Origin of the sequence: Klenkia sp. PcliD-1-E, from assembly GCF_024124375.1 — a bacterium.
Classification (GTDB): Bacteria; Actinomycetota; Actinomycetes; order Mycobacteriales; family Geodermatophilaceae; genus Klenkia.
In genome coordinates, this window is sequence record NZ_JAMXRZ010000068.1 from 1 (window position 1) to 22,704 (window position 22,704).

At 73.8% G+C, this 22,704-nt stretch carries 21 protein-coding genes and 1 rRNA gene; 11 read left to right on the plus strand and 11 right to left on the minus strand.

What is annotated here, in order from left to right; translation table 11 throughout:
• From NH342_RS14140 to NH342_RS14150, 3 genes are all read right to left on the minus strand, one after another.
• Positions 1 to 448: ribosomal RNA gene (locus NH342_RS14140) — 16S ribosomal RNA — on the minus strand; the annotation flags it as partial.
• A gap of 376 nt (positions 449 to 824) precedes the next feature.
• A complete protein-coding gene (locus tag NH342_RS14145; RefSeq protein ID WP_253015519.1) occupies positions 825 to 1,460 on the minus strand; it encodes an alpha-ketoglutarate-dependent dioxygenase AlkB in 636 nt (211 codons plus the stop codon).
• Between the two features lie 95 nt (positions 1,461 to 1,555).
• Entirely contained in the window at positions 1,556 to 3,796 is a 2,241-nt protein-coding gene (locus NH342_RS14150; RefSeq protein WP_253015520.1) for a RecQ family ATP-dependent DNA helicase, read from the minus strand.
• Between the two features lie 81 nt (positions 3,797 to 3,877).
• Here NH342_RS14150 and NH342_RS14155 point away from each other — a divergent pair, with 81 nt between their 5' ends.
• The 3 genes from NH342_RS14155 (at position 3,878) to NH342_RS14165 (ending at position 6,911) form a co-directional block, all read left to right on the plus strand.
• A complete protein-coding gene (locus NH342_RS14155; RefSeq protein WP_253015521.1) occupies positions 3,878 to 4,699 on the plus strand; it encodes a PHP domain-containing protein in 822 nt (273 codons plus the stop codon).
• Between the two features lie 44 nt (positions 4,700 to 4,743).
• Complete coding sequence (locus NH342_RS14160; RefSeq protein WP_253015522.1) at positions 4,744 to 5,700, plus strand: carbamate kinase; 957 nt, start codon at positions 4,744 to 4,746, stop codon at positions 5,698 to 5,700.
• Between the two features lie 107 nt (positions 5,701 to 5,807).
• Positions 5,808 to 6,911 carry a ring-opening amidohydrolase gene (locus NH342_RS14165; RefSeq protein WP_253015523.1) on the plus strand — a complete coding sequence of 368 codons (1,104 nt, stop codon included), beginning with the start codon at positions 5,808 to 5,810 and terminating at the stop codon, positions 6,909 to 6,911.
• Between the two features lie 51 nt (positions 6,912 to 6,962).
• Here the strand turns inward: NH342_RS14165 and NH342_RS14170 are convergent, their stop codons facing one another.
• The 4 genes from NH342_RS14170 to NH342_RS14185 form a co-directional block, all read right to left on the minus strand.
• Positions 6,963 to 7,250: a Dabb family protein gene (locus tag NH342_RS14170; protein ID WP_253015524.1), complete on the minus strand. Its 288-nt coding sequence runs from the start codon at positions 7,248 to 7,250 to the stop codon at positions 6,963 to 6,965.
• A gap of 3 nt (positions 7,251 to 7,253) precedes the next feature.
• Positions 7,254 to 7,679, minus strand: coding sequence for an organic hydroperoxide resistance protein (locus NH342_RS14175; RefSeq protein WP_253015525.1), 426 nt, complete (start codon positions 7,677 to 7,679; stop codon positions 7,254 to 7,256).
• Between the two features lie 67 nt (positions 7,680 to 7,746).
• Positions 7,747 to 8,781 carry an isopenicillin N synthase family oxygenase gene (locus tag NH342_RS14180; RefSeq protein ID WP_253015526.1) on the minus strand — a complete coding sequence of 345 codons (1,035 nt, stop codon included), beginning with the start codon at positions 8,779 to 8,781 and terminating at the stop codon, positions 7,747 to 7,749.
• 34 nt (positions 8,782 to 8,815) lie between these two features.
• Positions 8,816 to 9,880: an SDR family NAD(P)-dependent oxidoreductase gene (locus tag NH342_RS14185; RefSeq protein WP_308200662.1), complete on the minus strand. Its 1,065-nt coding sequence runs from the start codon at positions 9,878 to 9,880 to the stop codon at positions 8,816 to 8,818.
• 102 nt (positions 9,881 to 9,982) lie between these two features.
• On the opposite strand from NH342_RS14185, the gene NH342_RS14190 reads away from it, so the two are divergent.
• Positions 9,983 to 10,801, plus strand: a complete 819-nt coding sequence (locus NH342_RS14190) for a mycofactocin-coupled SDR family oxidoreductase (RefSeq protein ID WP_253015527.1) — start codon at positions 9,983 to 9,985, stop codon at positions 10,799 to 10,801.
• A 42-nt stretch (positions 10,802 to 10,843) separates the two neighbouring features.
• Here the strand turns inward: NH342_RS14190 and NH342_RS14195 are convergent, their stop codons facing one another.
• The 4 genes from NH342_RS14195 to NH342_RS14210 all read right to left on the minus strand — a co-directional run bounded on the left by NH342_RS14195 (position 10,844) and on the right by NH342_RS14210 (position 15,155).
• Positions 10,844 to 11,020: a DUF1059 domain-containing protein gene (locus tag NH342_RS14195; RefSeq protein WP_253015528.1), complete on the minus strand. Its 177-nt coding sequence runs from the start codon at positions 11,018 to 11,020 to the stop codon at positions 10,844 to 10,846.
• Positions 11,021 to 11,091: 71 nt separating this feature from the next.
• A complete protein-coding gene (locus tag NH342_RS14200) occupies positions 11,092 to 12,222 on the minus strand; it encodes an EAL domain-containing protein (RefSeq protein WP_253015529.1) in 1,131 nt (376 codons plus the stop codon).
• A gap of 69 nt (positions 12,223 to 12,291) precedes the next feature.
• Positions 12,292 to 13,698, minus strand: coding sequence for a DUF1116 domain-containing protein (locus NH342_RS14205; RefSeq protein ID WP_253015530.1), 1,407 nt, complete (start codon positions 13,696 to 13,698; stop codon positions 12,292 to 12,294).
• Positions 13,695 to 15,155, minus strand: a complete 1,461-nt coding sequence (locus tag NH342_RS14210) for an FdrA family protein (RefSeq protein WP_253015531.1) — start codon at positions 15,153 to 15,155, stop codon at positions 13,695 to 13,697. Before NH342_RS14210 ends, NH342_RS14205 begins: the two co-directional genes overlap by 4 nt.
• A 190-nt stretch (positions 15,156 to 15,345) precedes the next feature.
• Between NH342_RS14210 and NH342_RS14215 the strand changes: the two genes are divergently transcribed.
• The 7 genes from NH342_RS14215 to NH342_RS14245 all read left to right on the plus strand — a co-directional run.
• Positions 15,346 to 16,815, plus strand: coding sequence for a uracil-xanthine permease family protein (locus NH342_RS14215; protein WP_253015532.1), 1,470 nt, complete (start codon positions 15,346 to 15,348; stop codon positions 16,813 to 16,815).
• Positions 16,812 to 17,675, plus strand: a complete 864-nt coding sequence (locus NH342_RS24250; RefSeq protein ID WP_253015533.1) for a xanthine dehydrogenase family protein subunit M — start codon at positions 16,812 to 16,814, stop codon at positions 17,673 to 17,675. The genes NH342_RS14215 and NH342_RS24250 overlap by 4 nt, the downstream gene beginning before the upstream one ends.
• Complete coding sequence (locus tag NH342_RS14225) at positions 17,672 to 18,190, plus strand: (2Fe-2S)-binding protein (protein ID WP_253015534.1); 519 nt, start codon at positions 17,672 to 17,674, stop codon at positions 18,188 to 18,190. The genes NH342_RS24250 and NH342_RS14225 overlap by 4 nt, the downstream gene beginning before the upstream one ends.
• On the plus strand, positions 18,187 to 20,595 hold the full coding sequence (gene cutA / locus NH342_RS14230; RefSeq protein WP_253015535.1) for an aerobic carbon-monoxide dehydrogenase large subunit: 2,409 nt from the start codon (positions 18,187 to 18,189) through the stop codon (positions 20,593 to 20,595). Before NH342_RS14225 ends, cutA begins: the two co-directional genes overlap by 4 nt.
• Positions 20,592 to 21,278 carry a carbon monoxide dehydrogenase subunit G gene (locus NH342_RS14235; RefSeq protein WP_253015536.1) on the plus strand — a complete coding sequence of 229 codons (687 nt, stop codon included), beginning with the start codon at positions 20,592 to 20,594 and terminating at the stop codon, positions 21,276 to 21,278. Before cutA ends, NH342_RS14235 begins: the two co-directional genes overlap by 4 nt.
• Positions 21,279 to 21,389: 111 nt before the next feature.
• Positions 21,390 to 21,842, plus strand: coding sequence for a DUF1707 domain-containing protein (locus NH342_RS14240; protein ID WP_253015537.1), 453 nt, complete (start codon positions 21,390 to 21,392; stop codon positions 21,840 to 21,842).
• A gap of 82 nt (positions 21,843 to 21,924) precedes the next feature.
• A partial coding sequence (locus NH342_RS14245) for a hypothetical protein (protein ID WP_253015538.1) occupies positions 21,925 to 22,704 on the plus strand: 780 nt, incomplete at its 3' end.

Below are 22,704 nucleotides of genomic sequence, written 5' to 3' on the forward strand. Positions count from 1 at the left end.
GCTTCGTCCCTGCTGAAAGAGGTTTACAACCCGAAGGCCGTCATCCCTCACGCGGCGTCGCTGCGTCAGGCTTCCGCCCATTGCGCAATATTCCCCACTGCTGCCTCCCGTAGGAGTCTGGGCCGTGTCTCAGTCCCAGTGTGGCCGGTCACCCTCTCAGGCCGGCTACCCGTCGTCGCCTTGGTAGGCCATCACCCCACCAACAAGCTGATAGGCCGCGGGCCCATCCCCAGCCGAAAAACTTTCCTTCAACCACCATGCGATAGAAGAAGAATATCCGGTATTAGCACCAATTTCTTGGAGTTATCCCAGAGCCGGGGGCAGGTTGCCCACGTGTTACTCACCCGTTCGCCACTAATCCACCAGCAAGCTGGCTTCATCGTTCGACTTGCATGTGTTAAGCACGCCGCCAGCGTTCGTCCTGAGCCAGGATCAAACTCTCCGTAGATGAATTCAGATCCAAGGCCGAGAACCGAGAGCTAGCACTCTCGACATTCATCAACCTCACCCAATTCCGAAGAACCAGGGATCAAACAGTTGGCACTGACTTTCGGCACGCTGTTGAGTTCTCAAAGAGCGGACGCGCAGAAGATCGACCCTTTCGGGCTCCTCGTCCTGGCGGCTGCTACACGTTACTCCACGATCCGAGCTCGTCAACCCTGGGGGCTGGCTCGCGGTTCGGCCTCTCGGCCTTGCCGGTGTTTCGCGGTGCAGGGAGAACCATACACGCCATTCAGACGCCTCTGCAGGGGGGTCTTCGGAGGGGGGTCCAGCCCCTCCCCGGTTCGAGCCCCACGCCGCACTGAGCAGCGCGGACGCCCCCCTCAGGAGATGCCGCGAGGGCGGAACTGGACGCTCACGCGGGGGCCGACGGCCCGCGTGGTCTTGGGGACGCAGTGGTCCCACGTGCGCTGACAGCTGCCGCCCATGACCACGAGGTCGCCGTGGCCGAGGGTGAACCGGACGGATGCGCCGCCGCCGACCGGTCGCAGCAGCAGGGCGCGGGGCGACCCGAAGGAGGCGATGGCGACGACGGTGTCCTGACTGCTGCCCCGACCTATGCGGTCCCCGTGCCAGGCCACGGAGTCCCGGCCGTCCCGGTAGAGGCACATCCCCACGGTCGCGAACGGCTCGCCGAGCTCGGGGCCGTAGTGGACATCGAGGCTCGTCCGCGCTTCCGACAGCAGCGGGTGCGGCAGGTCCTCACCCTCGTCGTACCAGCGCAGCAGCCGGGGGACGGCGACCTCGCGGTCGTACATCTGCCGCCGGTCGGCCCGCCAGCCGATGTCGCCGAGCAGCACGTCGAGCACGGGGTCGGACCCCTCGACCCACCCGGGCAGGTGGTCGACCCACACGCCCGCGCTCAGCGGGTGGCGGACAACCCGGCCGGCGAGACCGGTCAGGACGGGCTCGTCCGCGAGGTCCCACATCGAGGGCTGGTGCACGGGCTGGGCGGCCATGTCCCCAGTCTAGCCCGGCTTCGAACAGGTGTGCGAAATGCTGTGGACGACGCCGGAGGGTTTCGAACAGGTGTGCGGAACCCTGTGGACGGCGGTCAGGCAGCCAGGGCCAGGACGAACGGCAGCACCGAGGACGCCCCGGCCCGCCGCAGCTCCCGCCCGGCCACCGTCACGGTCCACCGCGAGTCAGCCAGGTCGTCGACGAGCAGCACCGGCCCGCTCATCTCGGCGAGGCGGTCGCGCAGCTGCTCACCGACGGTGATCCGCTGCCAGACGCCGGCCAGCCGGAACGCGGAGTTGCCGCCGGCCCCGCCGGTCGGTCCGCCGTGCTGCAGGTCCAGCTCCCCGAGGTAGGGCAGCCGGCCCAACCGGGACAGCGCCTCGGCCGTCCCCCGCACCAGGTGCGGGCGGCGCCGGGACGGCACCGACACCACCGCGACGGGCCGTTCTGCCCAGTCCCAGGCGGCGAGCACCCGGGCGCAGGCCTGCACCAGGTCGTCGGCGGGCGGTGCATCGGAGGCGTTGCCCGGCCGGATGACCCGGTGCGACACGTCGAACGCGGCGTCCGGGTCCTCCTCCAGCGGGGGCGCCTCCAGGTCCTCGGCCAGCGTGGCCACCCCGCCGACGCCGTCGTCCCCGAGCAGGGTGCGCAGCCGCTGACCCCAGCCCAGGTCGGTCAGCCGGGCCACCGCCCGGCCGGGCAGCACCTGGTCACCGGGCGCGATCTTGCCCTTGACCTCGACACCGAGCCGGTCGGCGCCGGTGGGCCACTGCGCGCGGGGCGGCAGCTCCACGCCGGGCCGGTCCAGCCGGGCGGTGGCCGCCTCGGCGGCGGCGGCGGGGACCTCGGTGGCGTACCAGGGGCCGGCGCACACGTCGCACCGGCCGCAGGGCGCGGCGGTGGGGTCGTCGAGCGCCTCCTGCAGGAACGCCATGCGGCACTGCGCCTCGTCGACCGGGCGGGCGTAGGCGATCATCGCCCGCTGCTCGGCCTCGCGGGTGCGGGTGACCCGGGCGTAGCGGTCGGCGTCGTAGACCCAGGGCACCCCGGTCGAGCGCCAACCGCCCTGCACCCGCTCGACCGCGCCGTCCACCGAGAGGACCTTCAGCAGCAGCTCCAGGCGGGAGCGGCGGACGTCGGCGACGGTCTCCAGCCGCGCCGCGGACCAGGCCTTGCCGTCGGCCATCGCCGTCAGCACGGCCGCGGCGTGGTCCTCGCGCGGCATCGACGAGGTGGCGAACCACTGCCAGATCGCCAGGTCCTCGGGACCCGGGAGCAGCAGCACGTCGGCGTGCTCGACGGCACGGCCGGCACGGCCGACCTGCTGGTAGTAGCTGACCGGGGAGGACGGCGCCCCCAGGTGGACGACGAACCCGAGGTCGGGCTTGTCGAAGCCCATGCCCAGCGCCGAGGTGGCGACCAGCGCCTTGACCCGGTTCTCCCGCAGGGCCTCCTCGGCGTCCTTGCGGTCGGCGTCGTCCAGGCGGCCGGTGTAGGCGCGGACCTCGTGACCGGCGTCGCGCAGCAGCGCGGCGGTCTCCTCGGCGGCGGCGACGGTGAGCGTGTAGACGATGCCGCTGCCCGGCAGGTCCGACAGGTGCGCGGCCAGCCAGCCCAGCCGGGCGCGGTCGGTGGGCAGCCGGAGCACGCCCAGCCGCAGCGAGTCGCGGGCGAGCGGGCCGCGGACGGTGGTGACCTCGACACCGCCGGCGCCCAGCTGCTCGGCGACGTCGGCGACCACCCGCTCGTTGGCCGTCGCGGTGGTGGCCAGCACCGGGGTGCCCGCGGGGAGCCGGCCGAGCAACTCGCGGATGCGCCGGTAGTCGGGCCGGAAGTCGTGGCCCCAGTCGGAGACGCAGTGCGCCTCGTCCACGACCAGCAGGCCGCAGCGGCGCACCAGGTCGGGCAGCTGCTCGTCGCGGAAGCGGGGGTTGGTCAGCCGCTCCGGGGAGACGAGCAGGACGTCGACGTCGTCGGCGGCCAGCCGGGCGGCGACGTCGTCCCACTCGGTGGCGTTGGCGCTGGAGATCTCCACCGCCTTGATCCCGGCCCGGGCGGCGGCGGCCACCTGGTCGCGCATCAGGGCGAGCAACGGGGAGACCAGCAGCGTCGGCCCGCGGCCGCGGCGGCGCAGCAGGGCGGTGGAGACGAAGTAGACCGCCGACTTGCCCCACCCGGTGCGCTGCACGACCAGCGCCCGCTGGCTGCGCTCGACCAGCGCGGAGACTGCGGCGTCCTGGCCCTCGCGGAAGACCGCGTCGGGCCGGCCGGTGAGCTCGCGCAGCACCTCGAGGGCCTCGTCGGCGAGCCCGGTCTCGACCACTGCGCTGCTCATGCCCCCGACCCTAGGCACCGGGTACGACATCACCGGTCCCCGGCGGGCGGACCTGTGGACGACCGGGGAGGATGCTCGGCGATGCTGCCTCCCGACAACCACGTGCACAGCGAGTTCTCGTGGGACACCGGGCCCTCGGCCTCGATGGTGGAGTCCTGCGCGCGGGCCGTGCGGATGGGCCTGCCCGCCGTCGCGTTCACCGAGCACCTGGACTTCACCGTCTGGGCGGCCGAGGACCGGGCCAGCCGCGACGGCATCGTCGACCGCCACCCGGCGCACCAGGAACCCATCGACGCGGAGGCGTACCCCGCGGCGATCGAGGAGTGCCGGGACCGCTTCCCCGACCTGCGGGTGGTCTCCGGCGTCGAGGCCGGCGAGCCGCACCTGTTCGGCGCCAGCATCGCCGCGCACCTGGCGGCCGGTCCGGTCGACCGGGTGCTGGGGTCGCTGCACTCGCTGACCGACGGTGACCGGCTGGTCGGGGTCAGCCGGATGCTCACCCGCAGCGGCGCCGACGCCACCATGCGCCGCTACCTCACCGAGATGGCGGCGATGGTGCGCGACAGCGACCTGTTCGAGGTCCTCGCGCACGTGGACTTCCCGCGCCGGTACTGGCCCGGCGGTCGCGACCGGTACGCCGAGCGGCCCTTCGAGGCCGAGTACCGCGAGGTGTTCCGGGCGCTGGCCGGGACCGGCCGCGCGCTGGAGGTCAACACGACCAGCCCGCTGGCCTCGGTGGAGCTGGTGCGCTGGTTCCGCGACGAGGGCGGCGAGGCGGTGAGCTTCGGCAGCGACGCGCACACCCCGTCCGCGGTCGGGCAGCGCTTCGACCTCGCGGTGGACGTCGTGGAGGCCGCCGGGTTCCGGCCCGGGCGCGACCGGTTCGACTTCTGGCGCCGGTGAGACAAGTACTTCACCGCTAAGAGAAATACGGCTAGGGTTCCGCCATGACCTCCCCCCGCCGCGTCGTGGTCGCCCTGGGCGGCAACGCGATGACCGGTCCCGACGGCTCGGCGACCCCGGGTGCGCAGCGGGCCGCGATCGCCGTCGCCGCCGGGCACGTGGCCGACGTCGTCGCCACCGGCGCCGAGGTCGTGGTCACCCACGGCAACGGCCCCCAGGTGGGCAACCTGCTGGTCAAGAACGAGCTGGCCGCGCACGAGGTGCCACCGGTGCCGCTGGACTGGAACGTCGCGCAGACGCAGGGCACGATCGGGTTCACCGTCGTCGACGAGCTCGACGCCGCCCTGGCCGCCCGCGGGCTGGCCCAGCGGACGGCGGCCCTGGTCACCCGCACCCTCGTCGACGCCGCCGACCCAGGCTTCGGCGAGCCCACCAAACCGGTCGGCCGGTTCCTGCCGCGCGAGCGCGCACAGCAGTTCATCGACCTCGGGCAGACCTGGGAGGACCGGGGCGAGAAGGGCTGGCGCCGCGTCGTCGCCTCCCCGGAACCCCGCTCGGTGCTGGACTCCCCCGCCGTCCGGGCCCTGACCGGTGCCGGGTTCGTCGTCGTCTGCGCCGGCGGCGGCGGGATCCCCGTCGTCGACGACGGGCAGGACGGCGCCGCCCTGCGCGGCGTGGAGGCCGTCATCGACAAGGACCTCACCGCCGCGCTGATGGCCGCCGAGCTGGAGGCCGACACCCTGGTCATCGCCACCGACGTCGACGCGGTGATGGTCGACTTCGGCACCCCGCACGCCCGGCCACTGGGCCGGGTCAGCACTGCCGAGCTGCAGGCACAGGCCGCAGCCGGTCAGTTCGCCCGCGGCAGCATGGGCCCGAAGGTGGACGCCGCACTGCGGTTCGCCGCCTCGGGTCCCGGCCGGCGCGCGGTCATCACCTCGCTCGAGCACATCGCCGACGCCGTCGCCGGCGACTCCGTCGGCACCGTCGTCACCGCCTGACCCCCCACGAGAAGGACAGAAGGACCCTCGTGGCCCCCCACCACGAGCACGCTCGCGGCGGGACCCTGCACGAGGGCCACGCCAACCGGAAGCAAGGGAGACATCTGGTGCCCGCACCCATCGAGGTCCGCAAGGTCCCGCTGCACAACGTCAGCGACGCCTCCGAGCTGGCCAAGCTCATCGACGACGGCGTCATGGAGGCCGACCGGGTCATCGCCGTCATCGGCAAGACCGAGGGCAACGGCGGCGTCAACGACTACACCCGCATCATCGCCGACCGCGCCTTCCGCGAGGTCCTCATGGAGAAGGGCAGCCGCTCCAAGGAGGAGGTCGCCGAGATCCCGATCGTGTGGTCCGGCGGCACCGACGGCGTCATCAGCCCGCACGCCACCATCTTCGCCACGCTGCCCGAGGACTCGGTCGAGAAGACCGACGAGCCCCGGCTGACCGTCGGCTTCGCGATGAGCGACGTGCTGCTGCCCGAGGACATCGGCCGCATCTCGATGGTCGAGAAGGTCGCCGAGGGCGTGAAGCGCGCGATGGCCGAGGCCGGCATCACCGACCCCGCCGACGTGCACTACGTGCAGACCAAGACCCCGCTGCTGACCATCGAGACCATCCGGGACGCGAAGTCCCGCGGCCAGGACACCTACTACGACGAGCCGCACGGCTCGATGGACCTGTCCAACGGCACCACCGCGCTGGGCATCGCGCTCGCCCTGGGCGAGATCGAGCTGCCCGAGCAGAAGCAGGTCATGCGCGACCTGTCGCTGTACTCCGCCGTCGCCTCCTGCTCGTCGGGCGTCGAGCTCGACCGCGCGCAGATCGTCGTCGTCGGCAACGCCCGCGGCCACGGCGGCGCCTACCGGATCGGCCACTCGGTCATGAAGGACGCCCTGGACCAGGACGGCATCTGGGACGCCATCCGCCAGGCCGGCCTGGACCTGCCCGAGCGGCCGCACACCTCCGACCTCGGCGACAAGCTGGTCAACGTCTTCCTCAAGTGCGAGGCCGACCCGACCGGCTACGTCCGCGGCCGCCGCAACGCGATGCTCGACGACTCCGACGTGTTCTGGCACCGCCAGATCAAGGCCACCGTCGGTGGCGTCGCCGCATCGGTGACCGGCGACCCGGCGGTGTTCGTCTCCGTCGCCGCCGTGCACCAGGGCCCCTCGGGCGGCGGCCCCGTCGCCGCGATCATCAAGGCCTGACGTCACCACCGAGCGGCCCGCACCCACCCCGGGTGCGGGCCGCTCGTGCGTTCAGGCCTCGAACTGGACGCGGGCGATCTCGGCGCAGAGCGGGCCGAACAGCTCGGCGCGGATGCGGTTGTGCTCGGCGTCCAGGTCGTAGGCCCGGTAGGCCTCGGCGTCCGCCCAGTCGCTGGTGATGGCGAACCCCCAGGCGCCGTCGCGCAGCCCGGCGTCCCGGCCGACCCGGCAGTCCAGCCGGCCGGGCAGGTCGAGCGCGGTGATCGCGGCCAGCGCGGCGTCGACCGCGACCGGGTCGGCGCCGGGGTGCAGGCGGCCGACGACGACGTTGCGGATCACGCCTCAGCCGACCGTCGTGTCGAGCGTGGTCGGGACGTTGCCGCGGGTGGCGTTGGAGTACGGGCACACCGCGTGCGCGGCCTCGACCAGCTGCTCGGCGGCGGCCTGCTCGATGCCGCCGCCCAGCTCCACGTGCAGCGCGGCCTCCAGCCCGAAGGTGCCGTCGTCGTTGCGTCCGATGCCGACCTCGGCGGTGACCGCGGCGTCGGCCAGCTCGACCTGCTGCCGGCGGGCGACGACCTTCAGCGCGTTGAGGAAGCACGCCGCCCAGCCGGCGGCGAACAGCTGCTCGGGGTTGGTCGCCCCGCCGGGGCCGCCCATCTCGACCGGGGTCGCGAGGTCGGTGTCGACCAGGCCGTCGGAGGAGCGGGTGTGGCCGTTGCGGCCCTCCCCGGTCGCGGTGGCGATGGCGGTGTAGACGGCGGGCACGGGTCCTCCTTGCTCGGGGTTCGGTCCCCCCGAGCAAGGAGGACGGCGCCGGGTCGATTCCCGGGACTCAGCCCCGGGCGGCCAGCACCCGCGCCGCCTCGCGGTCGGCGGCGGTGTTGACCACCCCGGCGCGGGACCCGCGCAGCTTGGCCGCGACGTGCTCCCCGACGGTCACCGGCAGGTACTTGGCCTCCTCCCCCGGGCCCAGGCAGGAGGGCAGGACGGCGACCACCGCGTCGACGTCCCCGTCGTGGAAGAACGCCGCCGAGCGGCGGCGCAGGACCGTGCCGTCGACCACCGGCGGCTTCACCCGGTGCAGCGTGGAGCGCCATCGCTCGTTGGTCAGCCGGGTGGTGACGTCGCCGAGGTTGACCAGCAGCGCGCCGGGGGCCGGGGAGACGTCGTGCCAACCGCCGTCGTCCCCCAGGACCTGCAGGCCGGGCACCTGGTCGGCCCAGAGCACGGTGACGATGCCGTAGTCGGTGTGCTCGCCCATGCCGGTCAGCTCGCCGTCGAGGTCGACCTGGCCGAGCGGCAGGGCGTAGTTGTTCATCCGCAGCACGTCCAGCGAGTGGCCGGTCATCCGCGCGAAGAAGTCGGCCGGCAGCGCGAGGGCGTCGGCGAAGACCCGGGTGAGGGTGCGGGCGACGCGGCCGGCCTCGGCGAACCAGATCTCGACGGCGTCGCGGAAACCCGGCACGTCGGGCCAGGTGTTGTCCGCGTAGTCGGGCTGCGGCAGGCCGGGGGCGTGCGGGTAGCTCGCCTGGGTGGCGCCGACGTTGAACGCCTCGAAGAAGTCGTTCATCCGGGACGCCGACTCCACGCCCAGCGACAGCGACAGCGACTCCGACCTCGGTGGCGAGTAGCCGCGGTTGACCTCGGGCGGCGTCCGGTAGCCGGACTTCACCTCGGGCGGCAGGCCGAAGAAGGCGTCCATCGCGGCGGCCAGGCCCTCGGCCACCGCCTGGTCCACGCCGTGGCCGGTGACCTGCACGAACCCCACCTCGCGGCAGGCGGCGTCCATGGCCGCGGCGGTGGCCGGGCGGTCACCCTCCCCGGTCACGTAGGGCGCGATGTCGACGACGGGCACGGCGAAGGTCACCGCGCCAGGCTCCCGCAGCCGTGTTGCGGTGGTGTCACGCCGGGGTGGGGCCCCGGTGACCACCGGTCAGGTCGAGGAGCTGACCGGTGACGGCCCACGCGGCGGGGGCGCACAGCCAGGACACCGCCGCGGCCAGCGCCTCCTCCGCGCCGGGGTGGCCGACCACGGCGTTCACCGTCACCCCGGTCCCGGCGAACCCGTCCGCCGCCGGGAGCAGCGCAGCCCCGCCGCCCGGTGAGCCGGACACCAGCAGGGCCCGGCCCCAGCCGCGCTCCCCCATGCCGGGCAGGTAGCTGCGCAGCAGGCGGACCGTGGCGAGCCCGCCGGCGCTGAGGTGCTGCCGCCATGCGTCGTCGGTGCCGTCCAGCGGCGGCCGCGCGTCGCCGACGACCACCAGCACGTCGGTGGCGGGGACGGCGGCCAACAGGGCGCCGGTGCCGTCGTCGGCGGCGAGGTCGGTGGCCACGGTGGTGACGTCGGCGCCCCCGACCGCCGTCCGCACCTGGTCGGCGGCGGCGGCCAACCGGTCGGGGTCGGCGGCCACCAGGACGACGGCGGCGCCGGCGGAGGCCAGCCCGGTGGCGATGGCCAGACCGGCGCCGCGGGACGGACCGGTCAGCACCGCGCGGCGCCCGTGCAGGTCCGGCCCCGGTCTGCCCGCCCGGGGGACGGGGCCCGGCGCCGCCGGGCGAGGGGCGGGCGCGGGCGCGACGGGGTGCTGGCGGGCCATCGAGCGCAGCCCACCCTCCAGGGCCGCGCCGTGCTCGTTGGACAGCTCGGTGAAGGTCAGCTCGCCCGTGGTGGTCTGCACGGCCAGCCTGCTGCGGCCGCGGAAGGACCGCTTCCAGTCCACGCCGACGACCTCGGCGAGCGGCACCGACACCTCGGTGGCGTGCCGGCCGACCTTGAGGAACACCAGCCGGCGGTCGGTGAGCACGAGCAGGCCGAACACGCCCTCGTGCATCGGGGTGCCCACGTCGAGGACCCGCTCGTCGACGGCCAGGTGCGCGGGCAGCTCGGCGAGCTCGGCCCGCCCCAGGGCGGTGAGGTCGGCGCGCTCGCCCGCCTGCTGGACGTCGGGTCGGGTCGGGTCGGGCACCTCCGGGACGCTAGCGGGGGACCCTGGGCAACGGCGGACGCCGGGTCTACGGTGATGCGCACCACATGGCACTCAGTGCCACCCCGGTCCGAGGAGATCCGCATGACCGCACCCGCACGTCGTCTCGAGGGCAAGGTCGCCCTCGTCACCGGAGCCGCCCGCGGCCAGGGCCGGGCGCACGCCGTCCGGCTGTCGGCCGAGGGCGCAGACGTCGTCGCCGTCGACGTCTGCGCGCAGCCCGCGACCACGCACTACGCCGGCGCCACTGCGGACGACCTGGCCGAGACCGTGCGCCTGGTCGAGGCCCAGGACCGGCGCATCGTGGCCCGGCAGGCCGACGTCGCCGACTTCGACGCGCTGTCGGCCGCGGTGTCCGACGGCGTCGCCGAGCTGGGCCGCCTGGACGTCGTGGTGGCCAATGCCGGCATCTGCTCGGCCGGCAACAGCTGGGAGATCACCCTCGAGCAGTGGGACGAGACGGTCGCGGTCAACCTGACCGGGGTCTTCCACACCTGCAAGGCGACCATCCCCACCCTGCTCGAGCAGGGCACCGGCGGGTCGATCGTGATCACCAGCTCGGTCGCCGGCCTGCGCGGGCTGCCGTTCCTGTCGGCCTACGCAGCGACCAAGCACGGCGTGGTCGGGTACGCGAAGTCATTGGCCAACGAGCTGGCGCAGCACAACATCCGGGTCAACACCGTGCACCCGCACGGCGTGGCCACCGGGATGACCGTGGACGACCTGGGTCCGCTGATCGCCGCGAACGCGCAGACGCTGGCGCCGATCTTCATGCAGGCCCTGCCCGACCAGGTGTCCCAGCCCGAGGACATCGCCAACGCCGTCGCGTTCCTGGCCAGCGACGAGGCGCGGCACATCACCGGCGTCCAGCTGCCGGTGGACCTGGGCACGCTGATCCGCTGAGGACCGGGGTCCCCGCACCCGGGGTGCGGGGACCCCGGTGGGTCAGACCGTCGCGGTGATGCGGGCGCGGACCTGGCCCACGACCGCCGGCGGCACCTCGGCCAGGCCGTGGTCGGCCGCGGCGTGGGCGGCGACCTGGGACAGGATGCCGTCCTCGTCGTCCGCGGTGAACGTGCGACCGCAACCGGGGACGACGTCCCCGCAGGCGAAGCTCTTCATGGTGGTCCTCTCGGTGGTGCGGTGGTGGTGGTGCGGGTCCGGACGCTGCTTGCCGGAGTTCTGGGGGTGGCTCAGCGGGCGGCGAGGGCCAGCAGGAGCCGCTCGACGCGGACGACCCCGGTCACCGCGCCGACGGCGTCCACCACGACGACCGGGTCGAACCGGCAGTCCTCGGGCCGGGAGGCCACCCGCTGGGCGACCGCGGTCAGCTCGGTCGCTGCGGGCACGCGCAGGCTGACCGGCGCACGGTGCCGGCGACCGGGGGCGTCCCCGGCACGGCGCCCGGGCAGGGACAGAGCCACGGGGTGGCCGTCGGGGTCGACCTCGACGGCCACGCCGCTGCCGGTCGGGACCGTCCCGCGCGGCACCCGCTCCACCGGCTCGACGAGGCTGGCCACGTGCTCCACGAGCGCGACCCGGGCCCGCCCGGCGCGCAGCCGGTCGGCGACGGCGGGGTCCAGGCGGGACCAGGGCGGGGCCGGCCGGCCGAGCAGGTAGCCCTGCGCCAGGGGCACGCCCAGGCCGAGGAAGGCATCCATCTCGGCCCAGGTCTCCACGCCCTCGGCGAGCAGCCAGGCGTCGATCCGGCCGCCGAACTCCCCGAGCAGCTCGGCGAGGGCCAGCTTCACGGGGTCGGTGTCGGCGCCGGCGACCAGCGCCCGGTCGAGCTTGATCATCTGCGGACGGACCGTGGTGAGCTGCTGCAGCCCGGAGTAGCCCGAGCCGGCGTCGTCCAGGGCGACCAGCGCGCCGCGGTCACGCAGCCGGTCCCGCAGGGCCAGCAGGGGGCGCAGGTCGGCCACGTCCTGGTGCTCGGTGAGCTCGAGCACCAGGGGGGCCAGGTCGCCGGCGTCGAGCAGCAGGTCGGCCAGGTCGGGCTCGGTGACCAGGTGCGGGCTGACGTTGACGGTCAGGAAGCAGTCGGGCGGCAGGTCCTCCCGCAGCTGCAGGCAGCGCGCGACGACCAGCGCCTCCACCCGGGCGCCCACGCCGGCGGCGTCGGCCGCGGCGAACCACCGGTCCGGGCCGACCGGGCTGGGCGAGCCGTCCGACGACCGGAAACGGGCCAGCGTCTCGTAGCCGGCCACCACGCCGCGGGCGACGTCCACGATGGGCTGGAAGGCCAGGCCGAGGACCTCGTGCGGCCGCTCGAGCAGCCGCGCCAGGTCCTCCTGCCCGACGCCGGGCACCGTGGTGGTCACACCCCGCCATCGGCCGACCGGGGGCCGGGCTGTACCCGACCCCCGTGGACGCCACCCGATGGGGCTGGGTCAGGCCAGCGCGGCGCGGGACTCCTCGGCGAGGGCGGCCACGGCCTGCTCGAAGCAGGCCGCCGGTGGCTGCACCAGGCCGGCACCGACCTGGCCGGTGCCGGCGACCCGCCCGGCCATGCCGGTGTTGATCTGCGGCAGCCAGCCGGTGCGGGCGACCTTGAGGACGTCGATGCCGGTCGGCGCGCCGCGGAAGCCCAGGATCGGCACCTGCATCGCCGGGCTCTCGGCCAGGGTGATCTGGTACATCCGCTCGGTGGTGGCCAGCGCATCGGGGACGGTGCCGCCGACGAACCGGACGATCGCCGGGGCGGCGGCCATGCAGAACCCGCCGATGCCGTAGGTCTCCATGATCGCGGAGTCGCCGATGTCGGGGTTGGCGTCCTCGGGGCCGTAGTCGCCCAGGAAGAGCCCGACCGGGGTGTTGGCCGGTGCGGTGAACCAGCGGTCGCCGGCGCCCGCCGTCCGGATGCCGAACTCGGTGCCGTTGCGGGCCAGCGTGGTGACCATCGTCGAGCCGGGGACCAAGCCGACGGCGTCCATGGCGAGCTTGGCGCTGGGCATGCCGAGGTTGAGGAAGAAGTGCTCGTTGCCGCCGATGAAGCGCAGCACCTCGGCGACGTCGGACTTCGGCGCGTCGACCGCGACGATGGACGGCGAGAGCTCGCGCAGCGTCATGAGGGACCCGGCGCGGTTGCGGTTGTGCGCCTCGTCGCCCATCTGGAGCATCTGGGCGAGGATCCCGGTGACGTCCAGCGGCTCGGCCCGCGAGCGGACGGCGGCCTGCAGCACCGGGCCCATGACGTTCGTCATCCAGTGCAGCCGCTCGATGACCTCGGGGCCGTAGGCGCCCATCCGGAGCACCTTGCCCAGGCCCTCGTTGAGGTTGCTGTAGGCCTCGCGCCCGTCGGTGGGGTCGGTGAGGCACCACATCCACATCGACGGGCTGGTGACACCGGCCATCGGGCCGACGGCGCGGTGGTGGTGGCAGCTGTCGAGCTCGACGCCGCCGGTGGCCAGCAGCTGCTCGGCGGCCTCGGGGGTGTCGGCCCAGCCCTCGAACAGGCAGGCGCCGATCAACGCCCCGCGCATGGGGCCCGACGCGGTCTCCCAGGTCAGGGGCGGGCCGGAGTGCAGCAGGGTGCGGCCGGTCAGGCCGAGCACGTCGGAGGCCGGGCGGACGTCGGTGAGGGTGGACCGGCTGGCCAGCACGCGCTCGACGGCGACCCGGTTGGCCGCGGCGCGGCGGGGGTCCAGCGCCAGCTGGGTGAGGTCGTCGGCCGACCCGATCGTCGGGGGTCGCCACTCCACGTCGGTGACGCCGACGCCCTGGGCGCGCAGCGCGTCGGAGAACACGTCGACGCCGGCGGCCACCACGGCCGGGCGTCCGGTCAACAGGCTGCTCACTTCGAGGCCCCGATCTTCTCGACCGCGAACCGGGTGGCCGCGGAGTTGGAGGCGAACACGTGGGCGCCGGCGGCGGCCAGCGCGTCGGCCTGGCGGGACCACCCCTGCGGGTCGCCCTCGGTGCCGACCAGGCCGACCACGACCGGGAAGGGCAGGTCGCGGATGGCCGGCACCAGCGACCCGGCCGGGTCGGGGTCGGCGCCGTAGCCGAGGACGACGTCCAGCAGCAGGACGGCGGGCTCCCCGCCGGCGGCGAGACCGGCGATGGCCTCCAGCCGCAGCGTGGGGTCGATCATCGGGTGTGCCCGGCCGACGGTGAGTGCGTCGTCGCCGAAGTCGACGACGACGTGCCCGGTTGCGCCGAAGTCGGCCCCCAGGTCGAGCTCGGGCCGCAGCGGGGTGTTGCTGCGGACGTCGCCCAGCGCGGGCGCGGCCACCAGCATCGCCTCGTCGGCGAGGGTGCCGCCGGAGTAGAAGCCCTTGAGCACGGCACCCGGCGGGACGGACCGGTCCGCACCGGGCCGGCTGGGCCAGGTCGGGACGTCGGCGCCCATGTCGCGCAGCAGCGCCTCGACGGCTGCGGTGAGGTCGGGGCTGTCGGCGCTCAACGCCGCGCTGGAGAACGGCGTGGCCAGGCCGGCGGCGGTCTTCTCGACCTCCTGCGCGACCTCGGGGGCCGGCGGCTTGCTGACCAGCAGGACCCGCCGGGTCGCGTCGTCGGCGTCGAGCATCGCCAGCGCGTCGAGGGTGGCCCGGCCACCGACCGCCGCGGAGAGGTCCCGGCCGCCGGTGCCCAGCACGTGGCTGACGCCGACCCCGGCCATGTCCAGCAGGCAGCTGACCTGCTGGGCACCGGTGCCGGAGGCAGCGACCAGGCCCACCGGCCCCGGGCGGACGACGTTGGCGAAGCCCAGCGCGACGCCGGACACGATCGCCGTCCCGCAGTCCGGGCCCATGACCAGCACTCCGGCCTCGTGGGCCGCGGCCTTGAGCGCCACCTCGTGCTCGACCGGGACGCCGTCGGAGAACACCAGCACGCTGCGGCCGGCGGCCACGGCGTCCATGGCCTCGGCGACGGCGTAGGGGCCGGGGACGCTGACCACCGCGAGCGGGGTGTCGGCCTCCTCGGCCAGGGCGAACCCGACGGTGCGCGCCGGGATGGCGTCGGAGGAGCCGCGCTCCTCGCGGGCGGTCAGCGCGACCTCGACGGCGGTGACCGCGGCGGCCAGCTCGGCGTCGTCGACGGCGCGCAGCGCGACGAGCAACTGGTCGGGCTTGGCGTCGCCGTCGGGGGCCAGGCCCATGCCGGCGGCCAGCTCGAGGTTCAGCGGGGTGGCCATCGCGACCAGCACGGCGGTGACGCCCTCGCGGGCCCCGACCGCCTTGCTGACCTGCATCAGCTTGACCGAGTCGGCGTAGACGCCGCTGCGCAGGGAGACGTGCACGGAGTCGTTCACGCCGCGACGCTACCGCGGAAGTATCTCAGCGGTGAGAGAAATCTTCGGGCAACATCACGGACCCGAAGATTTAGCGCTGAGGTACTTCCGTAGTGTCGGTGGTCGGTGTCACAGTGGCCGCGCCCGGCGGGATCGTGCCCACCGGAGAGCGCCCGCGGCCGGCTGGAGCCGCACCGAGCAGGAGGACGTCATGGCGTTCGGGTGGAAGTTGTACGGCGACGGGAAGACCCCGCCGCCCGGTGAGGCCGTGGCCCCCGACGAGCGGCTCTCGTGGCCGTTGACGATCGGCATCGGTGCCCAGCACGTCGTCGCCATGTTCGGCGCGACCTTCGTCTTCCCGCTGATCATGGGCCTGGACGCGAACCTCGCGATCATGATGTCCGGCGTCGCGACAATCGTCTTCCTGCTGATCGTTCAGGGGAAGGTGCCCTCCTACCTGGGCACCTCGGCCGCCTTCGTCGGCGGCGTCGCGGCGATCACCGCCCAGGGCGGCGGCGTCTCGGACAAGGTCGGCGCGATCCTGGTCGCCGGCGTCGTGCTCGCCCTGGTCGGCATCCTGATCCAGGTCGCCGGCGTCCGCGTGGTCAACAAGGTGCTGCCCCCGGCCGTCACCGGCGCGGTGGTGCTGCTCATCGGGTTCAACCTGGCCCCGGTCGCGGCGGGCACCTACTGGCCCCAGGACCAGTGGGTCGCGCTGGCCACGATGGCCTTCGTCATCGTCGCCTCGCTCGCGCTGCGCGGGTTCTGGTCACGCATCTCCATCCTGCTCGGCCTGGTCTTCGGCTACCTGCTCTCGCTGCTGCTGGACGCCACCGCCGGCCCCATCACCTCGGTCCTGGGCGGCGCCACCGAGGCCACCGTGCACGACCGGGTGGACCTCTCCGGCGTCTCGGCCGCCCCGTGGTTCGGCCTGCCGACCTTCACCGCGCCCAGCTTCTCGCTGAACTTCACCCTGCTGGTGCTCCCCGCCGTCATCGCGCTGGTCGCCGAGAACGCCGGCCACGTCAAGGCCGTGGGCGAGATGACCAAGCGCGACCTCGACCCGGTGCTGGGCCGCGCGGTCTTCGCCGACGGCGTGGGCACCGTCCTCGCCAGCTCGGTCGGCGGCTCGCCCACCACCACTTATGCCGAGAACATCGGCGTCATGGCCGCCACCCGCGTCTACTCCACGGCGGCCTACTACGTGGCCGCGGTCGTGGCCATCCTGCTGGGCCTGGTGCCCAAGTTCGGCGCGATCGTCAACGCGACCCCGGGTGGCGTGCTCGGCGGCATCACCGTCGTCCTCTACGGGATGATCGGTCTGCTGGGCGCCAAGATCTGGAAGGAGAACCGGGTCGACTTCGCCAACCCGATCAACCTGGTGCCGCTGGCCGCCGGGATCATCATCGGCATCGGCAACGTGACCCTGGTCTTCACCGACAACTTCTCCCTGGGCGGCATCGCGCTGGGCACGATCGTGGCCGTCGTCGGCTGGCACGTCGCCCGGGCGCTGGCGCCGGCGGACATGAAGAACGCACTGCTCGCCGAGGACGGTTTCCGGCACGGCACCGGCCCTGCCCTGGGCAACGCCGGGGTGCACGACGCCGGCGGCGCCGACCCGTCCTCGCTGGACCAGCAGACCACCACCCGGACCATGGAGAGGGAGACCCGCAACCCGTGAAGCCCGCGCCCTTCGGCTACGCCGACCCCACCTCGCTCGACGAGGCGCTGACCCTCCTCGCCGAGGACGGCGCCAAGGTGTTGGCCGGAGGGCAGTCGTTGCTCCCCCTGCTGTCCATGCGGCTGGCCTCCCCGGCCACCCTCGTGGACATCAACCGGATCCCCGGCCTGGACTCCGTCGCCGTCAGCGGCGACGGGGTCCGGGTCGGGGCCCTGGTCCGCCACGTGGACCTGCTGCACCACGCCGAGGCCGCGCGGGTCCAACCGCTGCTGGCCCGGGCGACGGCGAACGTCGCCCACCCCGCGATCCGCAACCGCGGCACCACCGTCGGCTCCATCGCGCACGCCGACCCCTCCGGGGAGATGACCTCGGTGCTGGCGCTGACCGGCGGCTGCGTCACCGTCGCGACGCCCGGTGGCCCGCAGACCGTCGACTGGGCCGACTTCTTCGTCGGGCCCCTGGAGACCTCGGTGCACGGCCCGGCCATGGTCACCGAGGCGTTCTTCCCCGCGCTCCCGCCCCGCAGCGGCACCGCCTTCGAGGAGGTGTCCCGCCGCAAGGGCGACTACGCCGTCTGCGGCGCCGGCGTCACCGTGACCCTCGACGAGGACTCGAGGGTCGCCTCCGCCCGGGCCGCCTACATCTCCGTCGGCCTGGTGCCCGAGGTGCACGACCTGACCGAGGCCGTCGCCGGCCGCACCGTCGCCGAGGCCGACTGGTCCGCCGCGGGCGACCTGGCCCGCACCCTCGTCGACCCGGACGGCGACCTGCACGCCAGCGCGGACTACCGCCGGCTGCTGGTCGGCGTCCTCACCGAACGCACGCTCGCCCGCGCCGCCGAGGAGGCCGCATCCCGATGACCGAGATCGCCACCACCCGGGCCATCACCGTCACCGTGAACGGTGTGCCACGTGAAACGACCGTGCCGGTGCGCCGGCTGCTGTCCGACGCCCTCCGGCACGACCTGGAGCTGACCGGCACCCACGTCGGCTGCGAGCACGGCGTGTGCGGTGCCTGCACCGTGCTCGTCGACGGCACCCCGGTGCGCTCGTGCCTGGTGCTGGCCGTGCAGGTCGACGGCAAAGCCGTCACCACCGTCGAGGGCCTGGCCCGCGACGACGGCCGGGGCGGGGAGGTCCTGCACCCGGTGCAGGAGGCCTTCCGCGAGTGCCACGCCCTGCAGTGCGGGTTCTGCACCCCGGGCTTCCTCATGACCATGGCGGCCGGACTCGAGGCCCGCGACACCTCGGCCGACATCACCGACGAGGAGGTCGACGAGATCGTCGGCGGCAACCTCTGCCGGTGCACCGGCTACGCCAACATCAAGAAGGCCTGCCGGCACGCCGCAGGCCTGATGAAGGAGGCCGCCCAGTGACCACCAAGCTGTTCGGCGAGCCGGTCCGCCGGCGCGAGGACCAGCGGCTCATCACCGGCCGCGGCCGCTACACCGACGACATCGGGCACGGCGCGCTGGCCGCGGCCTTCGTGCGCAGCCCGTACGCCCACGCCCGGATCCTCGACGTCGACGTCGACGCGGCGCTGGACGTCGAGGGCGTCGTCGCCGTCTACACCTACGAGGACCTGGTCGGCCCGATGGCCGAGCCGCTGCCGGTGCTCATCCCGCACCCGCAGCTGACCGCGCCGCGCACCGGCTACCCGCTAACCCGCGACGTCGTGCAGCACGTCGGCGAGGCGGTGGTCATGGTCGTGGCGACCGACCGGTACGTGGCCGAGGACGTGTGCGACCGGATCGTCGTCTCCTACGAGGAGTTGCCGGTCGTGGTCGGCGTCGACGCGGCCCGGGAAGCCGTCCACAGCGTCCACGACGACGTCCCCGACAACGTCGCCGCCCGGCACCACCAGGAGACCGGGGACGTCGAGGCCGCGCTGGCCGCGTCGGCGCACACGCTGAGCTTCACCCAGTACATCGAGCGCAGCGCCTGCATGCCCATGGAGGGCAAGGGCGTGCACGCGGTCTGGGACCACGACGACGCCTCGCTGCGAGTGCACACCTCCACCCAGGCCTCCACGTCGGTGCGCGCGGCCATCGCGGCCAAGCTGCAGCTGTCGCTGGAGAAGGTGGAGGTCGTCGCCCCCGACGTCGGCGGCGGGTTCGGCGTGAAGATCGTGCACCCGTGGCCCGAGGAGCTGCTGGTGCCGATGGCCGCCATCTCCCTCGGCCAGCCGGTGCACTGGGCCGAGGACCGCCGCGAGCACTTCATCTCCTCCGCGCACGAGCGCGAGCAGCGGCAGGAGATCACCGTCGGCTACGACGACGAGGGCCGGATCACCGCCCTGGACGTCCGCGGCTGGCACGACAACGGCGCCTACACGCCCTACGGGATCATCGTGCCGATCGTGACGGCGACCCAGCTGGTCGGCCCGTACGCGATCCCCGTGTACCGGGTGCGCATCGACAGCGTCTACACCAACACCGTCATCGTCACGCCCTACCGCGGCGCCGGCCGGCCCCAGGGCTGCTACGCCATGGAGCGGACGATGGACCGGATCGCCCAGGAGCTCGGCCTCGACCGCGCCGAGGTGCGGCGGCGCAACCTGATCGGCAAGGACCAGTTCCCCTACGACCACCACCTGACCTTCCAGGACGGCCGGCCGGTGATCTACGACTCCGGTGACTACGAGGGCCTGCTGGACAAGCTGATCGCCCTGGTCGGCTGGGACCGGGCCGAGGAGCGCCGGGCCGAGGCCGCGGCGCGGGGCAAGCAGCTGGGCATCGGCATGGCCATGTACGTCGAGGGCACCGGTCCCGGCCCCTACGAGGGCGGTCACGTGCAGGTGCTGGGCTCGGGCAAGGTGCTGGTGTCCACCGGCCTCACCTCCCAGGGCCAGGGCCACGAGACCGCGTTCGCCCAGATCGTGGCGCACGAGCTCGGCGTCCCCATCGAGGACGTCGAGGTCACCACCGGCGACACCCGGCGCTTCGGCTACGCGGTGGGCACCTTCGCCTCCCGCGCCGCGGTGATGAGCGGCAACGCGATCGCGCTCGCCGCCCGCGGGGTGCGGGCCAAGGCGCTGCGCATCGCCGCCGACGTGCTCGAGGCCGACGTCGACGACCTCGAGATCGACGAGGGCCTGGTGCAGGTCAAGGGCACCCCGGGCGCCTCGATCCCGCTGCGCACGGTCGCCGTCCTGTCCAACCCGCTGCGCTACGCCTTCGACGAGGCAGCGCGGCAGGCCACCCAGTTCGCCGGGCCCGGCGACGACTCCAAGCCCCCGGTCGCCGTCGGCGACGCCCCCGGCCTGGAGCACATCGACTACTACTCCCCGGTGCGGTCGACCTTCGCCTCCGGCGCGCACGCCGCGGTTGTGGAGATCGACCCGACCACCTGGGAGATCGACGTCGTCGACTACGCCGTGGTGCACGACTGCGGCAACATCGTGAACCCGATGATCGTCGAGGGCCAGGTCCACGGCGGGGTCGCCCAGGGCGTGGGCGGTGCGCTCTACGAGCGGATGGCCTACGACGCCGACGGCCAGCTGCAGAACGCCTCGTTCATGGACTTCCTCATGCCCTACGCCAGCGAGGTCCCCGACGTGGTCATCGACCACCAGGAGACCCCGTCCCCGCTGAACCCGCTGGGCCTCAAGGGCGCCGGCGAGGCCGGCGTCATCCCGGGCACGGCCTGCATCGCCTCGGCCATCGAGGACGCCGTCGGCCGGCGCATCGCCGCCATGCCCATCTCCCCCACCGAGCTGTACGACCTGGTCCGCGACCCCGACGCGGAGCGGGTCCCCACCCGAGAAGGAGCCCCTGCGTGAAGCTCGACGGCACCGCCACCCTGTCCGCCCCCCCGGAGAAGGTCTGGGCGGCGATCACCGACCCGGCCGTGCTGGCCCGCACCATCCCCGGCTGCCAGGGCCTGGAGCGCACCGGCGAGGACGAGTACGCGATGACCGTCTCGGTCGGCGTCGGCGCCATCCGCGGCGTCTACGCCGGCGAGGTGAAGCTCACCGACAAGACCGAGCCCACCCGCTACGTCATGCACGCCTCCGGCTCCGGCGGTCCCGGGTCGGTGCGCGCCACCGTGCCGATCACCCTGGAGGCCGTCGACGGCGGCACCAAGCTGACCTACGACGCCGACGCGGTGGTCGGCGGAGCGGTGGCCGGTGTCGGCCAGCGGATGATCACCGGGGTGGCCAAGCGGCTCGCCGGGCAGTTCTTCTCCGCCATCGACGCCGAGCTGACCGGGAAGGCCCCCGCCGCCGCGGCCCCGGCGAACGCGGACGTGACGCCGTCGGCGGCCGCGGTCAGCGACACCGCCGTCCACGGCGGGTCGTCCTCCCCGCAGAGCACCTCCCCGGCGGCCCCCGCGCGCTTCTCCGCGCCGGCCACCACCGCGGGCGGGTCCGCCCCGGCCGAGCTGGCCCTGGCCGCCGTCGGCGGTGGCGTGCTGACCCTGCTCGGCGTGCTCATCGGCTACCTGCTGGGCCGCCGCAGCTGACCCCTGCCCCCGCGCAGTTGACCATCGCCTGCTGCAGGCGGGACACGCCGGTCGTCGGCGGGTCCGGCCTGCGGATGACGATGATCAACGGACGGTGCCAGGATGCGGGTCGTGACCGATCCGGTTTCTCCCTCGCAGCTGCGGGTGTCCGACGCCGACCGGGCGCTGGTCGAGACCCGGCTGCGGCGCGCCGTCGAGGTGGGCCAGCTGGAGCTGCGCGAGTTAGACGAACGGGCCCGGCTGGTCTGGGGCGCCCGCACCCGCGGCGACCTCGACGCCGTCACCGCCGACCTGGGGCCGCTGCCCGCACCCGCGGTGACCGCAGCGTCGGCGAGCCCGGCCCGGCGCGACCGGTCCCCGGTGTTCAGCGACACCGGCGGCGGCACGGCGATGCGGGTCCTGACCACCATCTGGGCCTGCGTGCTGGTGGTGAACGTCGTCACCTGGGCGGCCGTGAGCCTCGGCACCGGGGAGTTCATCTTCCCGTGGCCGCTGTTCGTGCTGACCCCGGGCGCGGTGCTGCTCACCCTCTACGTCGCCGGGATCGGGCGGCCTGGGGACTGATCCGTCCGGTTCCCCGACGGGTGGGGTGACGCCGGCTCGGGCATGGTGTCCGGGAGCTCGCAACCGATCCGGAGGTCCAGGCATGGGCAACTCAGTGGGGAACGCACTCGGGGACGTCGTCGCGTTCCTGCCGAAGCTGCTGCTGGCGGTGATCATCCTCGTCGTCGGCTACTTCATCGCCAAGGCGCTGGAGAAGCTGCTGGCGAAGGTGCTGGAGAAGGTCGGGTTCGACCGGGCCGTGGAGCGCGGAGGGGTCCGCAAGCTCCTGCAGGGCAGCCAGTACGACGCCTCGCAGATCCTGGCCAAGATCGTCTTCTACGCGGTCATGCTCTTCGTGCTGTCCACCGCGTTCGGCGTCTTCGGGCAGAACCCGATCAGCACCTACCTCGCCGCCATCATCGGCTACCTGCCGAAGGTCTTCGTCGCGATCCTCATCCTGGTCATCGCCGCCGCGATCGCCGCCGCCGTCCGGCTGGTCGTGCAGAACGCGCTGGGCTCGCTGTCCTACGCCCGCACCCTGGCCACCGCCGCGTCGACCGTCGTCCTCGCGCTGGGCGTCATCGCGGCGCTGGACCAGCTCGAGATCGCCCAGAACGTGGTCAACGCCGTCCTGTACGCGATCCTGGTCGCCGTCGTCGGCGTCGTCGTGGTGGCCGTCGGCGGTGGCGGCATCGTCCCGATGCGGCAGCGCTGGGAGAACGCGCTGAGCAAGGTCGAGGCCGAGGCGCCGAACGTGCGCCGCGAGGCGCAGTCCGCGCGGCCCGCCTCGGAGGTGCTGCAGGCCGAGGCCGACCGCGTCGCCGCCGAGCAGCGCCGCGTCCGCGAGGAGCGGGAGGCCGCCGAGCGCGCCCGCGCCGAGGCC